The sequence below is a fragment of the Streptomyces sp. SID14478 genome, assembly GCF_010548525.1.
Taxonomy (GTDB): domain Bacteria; phylum Actinomycetota; class Actinomycetes; order Streptomycetales; family Streptomycetaceae; genus Streptomyces.
The window spans coordinates 1-11,264 of sequence record NZ_JAAGMG010000779.1 but is presented as its reverse complement, the minus strand read 5'-3'; the positions used below and the strand labels follow the sequence as shown (position 1 = coordinate 11,264).

At 71.9% G+C, this 11,264-nt stretch carries 9 protein-coding genes and 2 pseudogenes; all 11 read right to left on the bottom strand.

All coding sequences use genetic code 11. The features are described 5' to 3' along the window. Nucleotides 1-253, bottom strand: a pseudogene (locus G3I40_RS25615) (hypothetical protein); the annotation flags it as partial. A gap of 35 nt (nt 254-288) precedes the next feature. Beyond that, nucleotides 289-858 carry a GNAT family protein gene (locus tag G3I40_RS25610; RefSeq protein WP_164304474.1) on the bottom strand — a complete coding sequence of 190 codons (570 nt, stop codon included), beginning with the start codon at nt 856-858 and terminating at the stop codon, nt 289-291. Further along, a complete protein-coding gene (locus G3I40_RS25605; protein ID WP_164304473.1) occupies nt 836-3,109 on the bottom strand; it encodes an MMPL family transporter in 2,274 nt (757 codons plus the stop codon). The genes G3I40_RS25610 and G3I40_RS25605 overlap by 23 nt, the downstream gene beginning before the upstream one ends. A 149-nt stretch (nt 3,110-3,258) precedes the next feature. Next, nucleotides 3,259-4,494, bottom strand: a complete 1,236-nt coding sequence (locus tag G3I40_RS25600) for an SLC13 family permease (RefSeq protein WP_164304472.1) — start codon at nt 4,492-4,494, stop codon at nt 3,259-3,261. A gap of 113 nt (nt 4,495-4,607) precedes the next feature. After that, nucleotides 4,608-6,122, bottom strand: coding sequence for an Asp-tRNA(Asn)/Glu-tRNA(Gln) amidotransferase subunit GatB (gatB, locus tag G3I40_RS25595; RefSeq protein WP_164304471.1), 1,515 nt, complete (start codon nt 6,120-6,122; stop codon nt 4,608-4,610). Nucleotides 6,123-6,138: 16 nt separating this feature from the next. Continuing rightward, the gene (locus G3I40_RS25590; protein ID WP_164304476.1) at nt 6,139-6,372 is read right to left on the bottom strand and encodes a hypothetical protein; all 234 of its coding nucleotides are present in this window, start codon (nt 6,370-6,372) and stop codon (nt 6,139-6,141) included. A gap of 5 nt (nt 6,373-6,377) precedes the next feature. Then, on the bottom strand, nt 6,378-7,871 hold the full coding sequence (gene gatA / locus G3I40_RS25585; protein ID WP_164304470.1) for an Asp-tRNA(Asn)/Glu-tRNA(Gln) amidotransferase subunit GatA: 1,494 nt from the start codon (nt 7,869-7,871) through the stop codon (nt 6,378-6,380). 5 nt (nt 7,872-7,876) lie between these two features. Next, entirely contained in the window at nt 7,877-8,173 is a 297-nt protein-coding gene (gene gatC / locus G3I40_RS25580; protein WP_018531282.1) for an Asp-tRNA(Asn)/Glu-tRNA(Gln) amidotransferase subunit GatC, read from the bottom strand. 94 nt (nt 8,174-8,267) lie between these two features. Beyond that, nucleotides 8,268-8,759, bottom strand: a complete 492-nt coding sequence (locus G3I40_RS25575; protein ID WP_164304469.1) for a cupin domain-containing protein — start codon at nt 8,757-8,759, stop codon at nt 8,268-8,270. A 29-nt stretch (nt 8,760-8,788) separates the two neighbouring features. Then, a pseudogene (locus G3I40_RS25570) lies at nt 8,789-9,067 on the bottom strand (DUF4267 domain-containing protein); the annotation flags it as partial. A gap of 112 nt (nt 9,068-9,179) precedes the next feature. Further along, nucleotides 9,180-11,264: bifunctional diguanylate cyclase/phosphodiesterase (locus tag G3I40_RS25565; RefSeq protein WP_164304468.1), on the bottom strand; the 2,085-nt coding region annotated here is incomplete at its 5' end.

Below are 11,264 nucleotides of genomic sequence, written 5' to 3'. Positions count from 1 at the left end.
ACACGACGGCGCCCGCGCCCTGGCCGACCCCGGCCGGCCGTGCCGCGGCCGCGGCGGCCTCCTCCTGGGCGACGAGCTCCTCGTACGCGGCGTCCTCTTCCGCGCTGTCGTCGGCCGCGGTGGCCTCGGTCTCGGTGCCGACGGGCTGTTCGGCCGTGCCGGAGGCGGCGTGCGTCGGCTCGGTCGCCTCGACGGCCTCCTCGTTCTCCTCCCGCTTGGCGGCGTCGGGCTGCGCATCAGTCTTCGTAGTCATGTTGCGCACCGTACGGACGGAGTCTGAGAGGTCTCTTAACGTTCCCTGTGCGCGTCACGCGTGCGGCGCCACTCGGGCGCCAGCAGGGACCAGACCTCCACGTCGTGGCGGACTCCCTGCCACAGGTGGGCCTCGCGGTGCACGCCGTCCCGGGTGAATCCGAGCCGCTTGGCGACGTTCAGACTCGGTACGTTGCCGGAGGCGGCGACCCACTCCACGCGGTGGATGCCGCGCTCCTCGACGGCCCAGTCGATCAGGTGCCGCATCGCCATCGTGACGAGGCCGCGTCCGGCCGCGGCGGGCTCCAGCCAGCAGCCGACCTCGCAGTTGCCGGCCTGCGCGTCGAAGTTCAGGGTGAGGACGCCGCCGACGAGCGTCCCGTCCAGCCAGATGCCGTGGTAGGCGGCGGTGCCCGCGGCGCGCAGGTCGGCGTACCGCTGGAGGGTCTCCCGGGCGGACGTCACATCGGTGGCCTGGGATCCGAAGGGGATGAACTGCCCGATGAACTCCCGGCCGCGATCGAGGTGCTGGAGGAACTCCTCCGCGTGCCAGGGCTCCAGGGGGCGCAGCTCGGCGCTGCCGTCACCCAGCGGTATCGCGTACATCGGGCTCCTTCGTCATGACGTGGTCCAGCGCGTCGCCCGCCGCGGCACGCTGCTCGGGGATCCTCGCACCCCGGGCCGCGGCCCGGCACTCCGGCGGCTCGATGCTGAGGCGGGGCAGCCATCGGTCGAGCCACCTGGGCAGCCACCAGTTGGCGCCGCCGAGCAGGTGCATCAGGGCCGGTACCAGGAGCGTACGCAGGACGAAGGCGTCGACGGCGACCGCGACGGCCAGGGCGATGCCGAACATCGCGATCACCCGGTCCCCGCTGAGGACGAACGCCAGGAAGACCGAGATCATGATCACCGCGGCCGAGTTGATCACGCGGCTGGTCTCGGCGAGTCCGATCCGCACGGCCCGCCGGTTGTCGCCGGTCTCCAGCCACTCCTCGTACATCCGGCTGACGAGGAACACCTGGTAGTCCATGGACAGGCCGAACAGCACCGACACCATGATGACCGGCAGGAAGGGTTCGATCGGCCCTGATCTGCCGAGGCCGAACAGTTCGCTGCCCCAGCCCCACTGGAAGACCGCGACGACGACTCCGAAGGCGGAGCCGACGGCGGCGACGTTCATCGCGGCGGCCTTCAGCGGGATGCCCAGGGAGCGGAACGCGAGGAGCAGGAGCACGCAGCCGAGTCCGACCACGACTCCCACGAACAGCGGCAGTTTGCCGATGACGACCTCGGCGAAGTCGTCGTAGCTGGCGGTGACGCCGCCGACCTGGACGTCGAGCGAGCTGCCCCGCGCGGCATCCGGGATGACGTCGTCGCGCAGCCGGTCGACGAGGGCGCTGGTCCGGTCGGACTGCGGCGCGGAGGTGGGCACGACGGTGAGGTAGGCGGCGCTGTCGTCCTTGTCGTACGTCACCGGGGAGACGGCGGCGACGCCCTCGGTCCCGCGCAGTGCGGCCGCCAACTGTCCGAGGGCGCGCTGGTCCTGGGCGCCGCTCACCTCGCCGACCAGGGTGAGCGGTCCGTTCGTGCCGGGGCCGAAGCCCGCGGCGAGGAGGTCGTAGGCCTGCCGCGTGGTGCTCGACCTGGCGTTGTTGCCCTGGTCGGAGGTGCCCAGGTGCAGGGACAGGGTGGGCAGCGCGAGGACGGTGACGGCCGCGAGGGCGAGCGCGCCGAGCAGCTTGGGGTGGCGTTCGACGAAGGCGGCCCAGCGGGCGGCGAGCCCGGTCGGCAGCTCCGGCTGCGGCCCGCTCTCGGCGAGCCTGCGCCGCTCGCGCCGCGACAGGGCCCGCGTCCCGATGAGGGACAGCAGCGCGGGCAGCAGGGTCACGGAGGCGGCGACGGTGAGCAGCACGGTCACCGAGGCGGCGATCGCCACGCCGTTGAGGAAGCTCAGCCGCAGGATGAGCATGCCGAGCAGGGCGATGCACACGGTGGCGCCCGCGAAGACGACGGCGCGTCCGGTGGTGGCCACGGCCCGCTCGGCGGCGACCGCGACGGGCAGGCCGCGCTTGAGCCCCCGCCGGTGCCGGGTCACGATGAACAGCGCGTAGTCGATGCCGACACCGAGCCCGACGAGCATGCCGAGCATCGGGGCGAAGTCCGCGACGGTCATGGCGTGGCCGAGCAGCACGATGCCCGCGTACGCGGTGCCGACGCCGATCAGGGCGGTGGCGATGGGCAGTGCGGCCGCGGCCGCCGATCCGAAGGCGAGGAACAGCACGAGCGCGGCCACCACGACGCCGACGATCTCGGACAGGTGCGCCGAAGCCGACTCGGTGAGCGCGACGGCGCTGCCGCCCAGCTCGACGTCGAGGCCGTCGGGCCCGTGCGTCTCGGCGTCGCGCGCCGTGTCCACCACGGCCTGTGCCTGGCTCTTGGGGATGTCGTCGGCCTGCTGCTCGAAGGTCACGGTGGCGTACGCGGTGTGTCCGTCGGCGCTGACCTGACTGCTGTTGCCCTGCGCGCCCTGGCCCGCGTACGGGGAGACGACGGAGGAGACACCGGGCAGTTTCCCTATCTGGGCGAGCGCGTTGCTCATCGTCGTCTCGACGTCGGCGGCGCGCACGGTGGAGTCGTCGATGTGCCAGACGACGGTGTCGCTGTCCCCGCCGAGGCCGGGGAAGTGCGCGTCCAGGAGTTCGGCCGCACGCCCGGATTCGGTGCCGGGGGCTTCGTAGTCGTTCGAGTACGCGGACCCGGCGACCACGGCCGCCGTGCCCGTCCCGCCGAGGGCGAGGAGCCACAACAGGACGACGACGAGCCGGTGCCTGACACACCACCGTGCGAGTGCGGCCACGGACGTGCTCCCTGGGGGTTTTATGGATCTTTATCGGGAGCTGCGTGAACCGGCCCGCAAAGAACACTTGAGCAATGGCCAGTCACTCTTGCAGGCAGAAGTGATCCTTTGTCGCTTTCGTGTGTTTACTCACAGGAGGGGCCGACGGCTCAGCCGAGCAGGGCCAGTGCGGCCCACAGCGCCACCGTCGAGGCGACCAGCGTCGTCGGCACGGTGAGCAGTCCGAGCCGGGTGAACTCCCCCAGTTCGGGCTTGGTGCCGTGGGCGTGCACGATGCGCCGCCACAGCAGGGTCGCCAGCGAGCCCACGTACGTGAGGTTCGGGCCGAGGTTGACGCCGATGAGCGCGGCGAGCACCGGGCCGGGGCCTGCGGGGGCGACCGCCGGCAGCAGGGCGAGGGTCGCGGGCAGGTTGTTGATGACGTTGGCGAGCACCGCGGCCACACCGGCGATCGCGAGCAGGGCCGGCAGCGACGATCCGTCGGGCAGGACGTGCGCGATCCCGTCGCCGAGGCCGTTGTCGACGACGGCCTTGACCACGACGCCCAGGGCGAGGACGAACAGGCAGAAGGGGAGGTTGGCGGCCTTGAGCAGGGCGCCCGGCGTGCTGCGGCGCTGCCCGAGCGAACGGGCCCCGAGCACGACCGCGCCGGCGAACGCGGCCCACAGCGGCTCGATCCCCGCGAACGACGTGACGACGAACCCGGCGAGGGTCAGTGCCAGCACGACGAGCGTGAACACCGGGACGCCGGTGGCGTCCTCGGGGTCGGGTTCGTGCGCGGGGGCCACGAGGTCGTCGGCGAAGTACCAGCGGAACGCCGCGTACTCGACGCCGATCGCGACGAGCCACGGCAGCGCCATCAGCCCGGCGAACCGGCTGAACGTCAGGCCGCTCGCCGTGAACGCCAGCAGGTTCGTGAGGTTGGAGACGGGCAGCAGCAGGGACGCCGAGTTGGCGAGGTGGGCGCTCGCGTAGACGTGCGGGCGCGGGCGGGCGCCGATCCGGGCGGCCGTGGCGAAGACGACCGGGGTGAGCAGGACGACGGTGGCGTCCAGGCTCAGTACGGCGGTGACGGCGGCGGCCACCGCGAAGACCCCGCCGAGCATGCGCTGCGGACTGCCGTGGCAGGCCCGCGCGACGGCGTTGCCCGCGGCCTTGAACAGGCCCTCGTCGGCGCAGAGCTGGGCCAGCAGCAGGATCGCGGCGAGGAAGCCGACGACGGGGAGCAGTTCCTTCGTCTCGGCCCAGGCGTGCGCGACGCCGACCTGGCCGGTGCCCACGGCGAGGACGGCGGCGGGGACGGCGGCCACCGCCTCCGGCCAGTTACGGGGCCGCAGGACCGCGAAGACGAGGGTGAGGGCGAGAAGGGCAAGGGAGACAAGCACGGTCGGGCCCGCCTTGGTACGAGAGGCCGCGGGGTCCGGGGCGGCGCCCCGCGGCGTGGACACGAGCGGGCGGCGGCGCACCGGTCATCCGGTGCGCCGCCGCCCGAACCCGCTCAGCCGTCGGAGACGCCCAGCTTCTCCAGGATCAGCTCCTTGACGCGCGCCGCGTCGGCCTGGCCCCGGGTCGCCTTCATCACGGCGCCGACCAGGGCGCCTGCGGCGGCGACCTTGCCGGACTGGATCTTGGCGACGATCCCGGCGTTGCCCGCGATGGCCTCGTCCACGGCGGTGTTCAGCGCGCCCTCGTCGGAGACGACCTTCAGGCCGCGCTTCTCGACGACCTCGTCGGGCGTGCCCTCGCCCTTGAGGACGCCGTCGATGACCTGGCGGGCCAGCTTGTCGTTGAGGTCGCCCTTGGCGACCAGCTCGGACACGCGGGCCACCTGCTCCGGCGTGATGGGCAGGGCGCCCAGCTCGACCTGCTGCTCGTTGGCGGAGCGCGCCAGTTCGCCCATCCACCACTTGCGGGCGGAGGCGGAGTCGGCACCGGCGTTGATCGTCGCGACGATCGGGCCGATGGCACCGGCGTTGCGGATCGACTGCATGTCGTGGGCGGTGACGCCCCACTCCTCGATCAGCCGGTTGCGCTGGGCGAGCGGCAGCTCGGGGAGTTCGGCACGCAGCGCCTCGACCCAGTCGCGGGCCGGGGCGACGGGCACCAGGTCGGGCTCCGGGAAGTACCGGTAGTCCTCGGCGTTGTCCTTGATGCGGCCCGACGTGGTGGAGCCGTCCTCCTCGTGGAAGTGACGGGTCTCCTGCACGATGGTGCCGCCGGCGTTCAGGACCGCCGCGTGGCGCTGGATCTCGAAGCGCGCCGCTCGCTCCACGGACCGCAGCGAGTTGACGTTCTTCGTCTCGGAGCGGGTGCCGAACTTCTCGGTCCCGTGCGGACGCAGCGACAGGTTCACGTCGCAGCGCATCTGGCCCTTGTCCATCCGGGCCTCGGAGACGTCGAGCGCCTTGATGACCTCGCGCAGCTCGGCGACGTACGCCTTCGCGACCTCGGGGGCCCGCTCGCCCGCGCCCTCGATCGGCTTGGTGACGATCTCGATGAGCGGGATGCCCGCGCGGTTGTAGTCGAGCAGCGAGTGCGAGGCGCCCTGGATGCGGCCGGTGGCACCGCCGACGTGCGTCGACTTGCCGGTGTCCTCCTCCATGTGGGCGCGCTCGATCTCCACGCGGAAGACCTCGCCGTCCTCCAGCTGTACGTCGAGGTACCCGTCGAAGGCGATGGGCTCGTCGTACTGGGAGGTCTGGAAGTTCTTCGGCATGTCCGGATAGAAGTAGTTCTTCCGGGCGAAACGGCACCATTCGGCGATCTCGCAGTGCAGCGCGAGGCCGATCTTGATGGCCGACTCGACGCCGATCTCGTTCACGACCGGCAGGGCGCCGGGCAGGCCGAGACAGGTCGGGCAGGTCTGGCTGTTGGCGTCCTGCTTGAGCTCGGTGGAGCAGCCGCAGAACATCTTCGTCTTGGTGCCGAGTTCGACATGGACCTCGAGGCCCATGACGGGGTCGTACGACGCGAGCGCGTCCTCGTACGACACCAGGTCAGTCGTGGCAGTCACGGTGAAACTTTCCCTCTCAGCCCAGCAGGACGTCGTCGTCGCCCAGGCGCTTGAGCTCCCGGTAGAGGATCGCCAGGCCGGTCACGATGGCGGCGGCGGACACGGCGGCGTCGATCAGCCGCAGGGTGTCGTTGTCGTTCCTGGCCATCCGCGCCTGCTTCGCGACGCTGATCGCGCCGAAAGCGGTGCTGGCGGCCGACACGTACACGCCGGTCTTGGACTTCTTGAAGTTCTTGGCCTTCTTTGCCATGGCACTCACAGCGACGGAGCCTCCTCAAGCAGCGGGTGGCCCCACTTTTCCACGAAGGCGGCCTCAACGGCAGCGCCCACCTTGTACAGGCGGTCGTCCTTCATGGCGGGGGCGATGATCTGCAGGCCGACCGGCAGGCCGTCCTCGGGGGCCAGGCCGCACGGCAGCGACATGGCCGAGTTGCCGGCCAGGTTGGTCGGGATGGTGCACAGGTCCGCGAGGTACATCGCCATCGGGTCGTCGGCGCGCTCGCCGATCGGGAAGGCGGTGGTCGGCGTCGTCGGCGAGACGATGACGTCCACGCTCTCGAAGGCGGCCTCGAACTCGCGGGTGATGAGGGTGCGGACCTTCTGGGCACTGCCGTAGTACGCGTCGTAGTAACCGGAGCTCAGCGCGTACGTGCCCAGGATGATGCGGCGCTTGACCTCGTCGCCGAAGCCGGCCTCGCGGGTCAGCGCGGTGACGTCCTCGGCGGAGTGCGTGCCGTCATCGCCGACGCGCAGGCCGTAGCGCATGGCGTCGAACCGGGCGAGGTTCGAGGAGCACTCGGACGGCGCGATCAGGTAGTACGCGGACAGCGCCAGGTCGAACGTCGGGCAGTCCAGCTCGACGATCTCGGCGCCGAGCGACTTCAGCAGCTCGACCGACTCGTCGAAGCGCTGCACGACGCCGGCCTGGTAGCCCTCGCCGCGGAACTGCTTGACGACGCCGACGCGCATGCCCTGGACCGAGCCGTTGCGCGCGGCTTCGACGACCGCGGGGACCGGGGCGTCGATGGACGTCGAGTCGAGCGGGTCGTGACCGGCGATGGCCTCGTGCAGCAGCGCCGCGTCCAGGACGGTGCGGGCACAGGGCCCGCCCTGGTCGAGGCTGGAGCTGAAGGCCACCATGCCGTAGCGGGAGACGCCGCCGTAGGTCGGCTTGACGCCGACCGTGCCGGTGACGGCCGCGGGCTGGCGGATGGAGCCGCCGGTGTCCGTGCCGATGGCGAGCGGGGCCTGGTAGGCGGCGAGCGCGGCGGACGAGCCGCCGCCGGAGCCGCCCGGGATGCGGGTCAGGTCCCACGGGTTGCCCGTCGGCCCGTACGCGCTGTTCTCCGTCGAGGACCCCATGGCGAACTCGTCCATGTTGGTCTTGCCGAGGATGACGACGTCGGCGGCCTTGAGGTTCTTGACCAGCGTCGCGTCGTACGGCGGGATCCAGCCTTCGAGGATCTTCGAGCCGACCGTGGTCGGGATCCCCTCGGTGGTGAAGATGTCCTTCAGCGCGAGCGGGACGCCGGCCAGCGGGCCGAGCTTCTCGCCCGCGGCGCGCTTGGCGTCCACGGCGGCGGCCTGCTTCAGGGCGCCGTCGCGGTCGACGTGCAGGAAGGCGTGCACCTTCTCGTCGACGGCCTCGATCCGGGCCAGGTGGGCCTCGGTGACCTCGACCGCGGTGAGCTCGCCGGAGGCGATCTTCCCGGCGATCTCGGCAGCGGTGAGCTTGATGATGTCCGTCATGGCGATTAGTCCTCCCCCAGGATCTGCGGCACCTTGAAACGCTGCTGCTCCTGGGCCGGGGCGCCGGAGAGCGCCTGCTCGGGGGTGAGCGACGGACGGACCTCGTCCGCGCGCATGACGTTCGTCAGCGGCAGCGGGTGGGAGGTCGGCGGTACGTCTTGGTCGGCGACCTCGCTGACGCGGGCGACCGCGCCGATGATGTCGTCGAGCTGGCCGGCGAAGTGGTCAAGCTCTTCGGGCTTCAGCTCCAGACGCGCCAGCCGGGCGAGGTGGGCGACCTCCTCGCGCGTGATGCCAGGCATGCAGCGATCCTCTGGGGTGGAGTGTGTGTGGTTTGGGCCCAATCCTATGGGGCCCGGAGCCGTGCCTGGTAAACGGTTTGTTCGGGGCCCTCCCTCAGCGCCTCTCGTCCCAGACCCGACTGCCCAGGAAGTGGTTGTCGTAACGCTCCTGCACGTCGAGGAGCGACTCCCGGCTCAGCTCGCCCAGCGCGATGCGCTGAAGGTGACGAAAGTACTCGAACCGCTCGACACCGGGCGTGAGCACGATGAGGAGGTCGGCGTCGCAGCCGGGTGCGGCGGCGAACGCGTGCGCCGTCCGCGGCGGCACCACGATCAGATCGCCCGTTCCGCCGGTGACCACTTCGTCGCCCGCCAGGAACTCGGCCGCGCCGTCGAGCACGTAGAACATCTCGGCGCTGTGCTCGTGGTGGTGCGGGGTGGCACCGTTCGCGCCGTCGGTGAGGGTGACGCGCTGGGTGGACAGGGCGCCGCCGGTGGCACTGCTGTCGGCGAGCAGCCGCACGGTGGTGGGGGCCCGGCCGACCACCTCGGCGTCGGTGGCGCGGACGATCACGGACGAGTCGAACTCGGGCACGACGAAGGACACTTCGGACTCCTCAGGCCTCGGCGGGTTCGGACGGCGAACGGCAAGCCGACGCTGATGAGCACGACGACGGCGGTGGCGAATCGGACGCCGTACGCGAGCGCCTTCGTGCCTCCGTGACGCAGCGCCATGAGCATGTCGCCGGGCGGGATCAGTGCCACGAGGAGCATGAACCACGCCCCCACCCGGGCACCGGCGAACGCCAGAAGTGCCAGGCCGAGGAGGGCGAGCGTGAAGTCCCTGAGGCCCTTGACGGTGAGGTAGGCGCGGTCCCCGTCCGCCTCGGCGGGCACGCCGTGACCGGCGGCGGCCGTCTCTCCCGGAGGACCCGGCACACGGGCTGGGGTTGCTGGTGGCGTACTTCGGGGCAGCGTGAGGGGCGCGCGGGCCCCTCGGGCAGGCGCTACCAGGTGCTACCGGGCGCTAGGGAAGGGGCCGGTGGTCGTCGCCCTTGGCTGCCGGAAGCGCCGCGGGCGTGCGCTGCCAGCCGCGGGAGCCGCGGGCCCGCAGCCAGGCCGTCGTCTCGTCCGGCGGCATCGCGGCGGCGACGAGCCAGCCCTGCACCGCGTCACAGCCGAGGTCGCGCAGCCGCTCCCAGGTCTCGTCGTCCTCGACGCCCTCGGCGACGACCAGCAGCCCGAGCGAATGGGCCAGGTCGACGGTGCAGCGCACGATCTCCGCGTCCTCGTTGTCCACGGCGAGGCGGGCGACGAAGGAGCGGTCGATCTTCAGCTCGCTCACCGGGAGGCGACGCAGGTGGACCAGGGACGAATAGCCGGTGCCGAAGTCGTCGAGCGACATCTTCACGCCGTGGCCGGTCAGCCCGGCCAGGGTGTCGGCGGCCCGCTGCGGATCCTCCAGGAGCACGTGTTCCGTTATCTCCAACTGCAGTGATCCGGCCGGGACTCCGTGCCGTGCGAGCCGCGCCGCGACCGCCCCCGCGAAGCCCGGCGTGTGCACGTCCCGCGGTGACACGTTCACCGCGACCGGTACGTGAAGCCCCTGCGCACGCCAGCGCGCCACCTGGGCCAGCGCCGTCTCCAGGACGTACTCGGTCAGATGCGGCATCAGGCCGGACGACTCGGCGATGGCGATGAACTCGTCGGGCGGAACCTTCCCCCGCTCCGGGTGCACCCAGCGCACCAGCGCCTCGAGTCCCGCCACCTGCCCGTCGAACTGGACCTTCGGCTGGTAGTGCAACTCCACGTCGCCGGCGTCGAGCGCGCGCCGCAGATCGCCCAACAGGCCCAGCCGGTCAGGGGTGTTTGAGTCCCGCTTCGACTCGTACACCTCCACGCCCGTACGGTCCCGCTTGGCCTGGTACATCGCGACGTCGGCGCGGCGCAGCAGCCCTTCGGCGTCCAGCGCGTGGTCGGGGAAGACGGCGAGCCCGGCGCTGGCCTCCAGGACCAGCGTCAGCCCGTCCAGGTCCAGGGGGGAGCCGAGCGCGGCGACGAGGTTGCGGGCCACGCGCGAGGCGGACGTCGTCGAGTCGGCGACCGGGAGCAGCACGGCGAACTCGTCGCCCCCGAGCCGCGCGGCCTCCGCCCCGCGCGGCAGCGCGGCTCTGAGCCGGTCCGCGATCTGCAACAGGAGCCGGTCACCGGCGAGATGGCCCAATGTGTCGTTGACAGACCGGAACCGGTCGAGGTCGATCAGCACGAGCGCGCTGCGCGCCCCGATCCGCTCGGCGTCGTCCAGCGCGGTCCAGGTGCGCTCCAACAGCCACTGCCGGTTGGGCAGTCCGGTGAGCGGGTCGCGCAGCTGCTCCTCGGCGCGGGCCCGCGCGATCCACAGCGTCGAGTCGAGCGCGACGAGCGGGATCGCGAACAGCGGCAGCAGCACCGGCTGGGCGATCGCGACGACACAGACCAGGGGCGCGATGCCGAGCAGCGCGATCCCCACGAGGGCCTGGCGCACCAGCGCCGTCCGGGCGATCGTCGGCAGGCCGGAGGTGCGCGGCGCGTGGACGTACCAGAGCAGAGCACGGGTGACCAGCAGGTACGCGGCCGCCACGAGCAGGACCTCGGGCGCGGTGTAGACGTCCCAGGTCTCCGGTTTCCAGGGGGACTCGACGGACGGTACGCGGCCGAACGCGGCCAGCACGAGGGCGCCCGCGCCGATCCCGAGGATGTCGATCGCGCCGTGCAGGACGCCCTGGCGCCAGCGGTGGCGGCGGGCGATGCCGACGAGCACGACGACGGTAAGGCTGACCATTCCGGCGGGCACCCAGCCGTACAGGAGCAGCACGGCGAGCGTGAGCGCGGCGCCCGATCCGGTGCCGCCCCACCAGCGGTCGCGGCCGAGCGCGACGAGATGGCCGACGATGATCCCGGTCAGGACGGCGAGGGACCAGCCGACCGCGCCGGACGGGAAGAGCGCGTGGTGGCCGGCGAACGCCCGGTAGAAGCCGGCGCCGAGGACGACCGCGGCGAGCGCGACGACCGCGCCGGGCAGCAGCGGCAGCACCGCGGCCCGGGAGGTGTCGGCGCTTTCCGCGGGCTGGTT

Coding starts and splice junctions, on each gene's coding strand:
- G3I40_RS25610 (WP_164304474.1), bottom strand. CDS start 858: ATGTACGCGATACCGCTGGGTGACGGCAGCGCCGAGCTGCGCCCCCTG.
- G3I40_RS25590 (WP_164304476.1), bottom strand. CDS start 6,372: ATGGCAAAGAAGGCCAAGAACTTCAAGAAGTCCAAGACCGGCGTGTAC.
- gatA (WP_164304470.1), bottom strand. CDS start 7,871: ATGACGGACATCATCAAGCTCACCGCTGCCGAGATCGCCGGGAAGATC.
- gatC (WP_018531282.1), bottom strand. CDS start 8,173: ATGCCTGGCATCACGCGCGAGGAGGTCGCCCACCTCGCCCGGCTGGCG.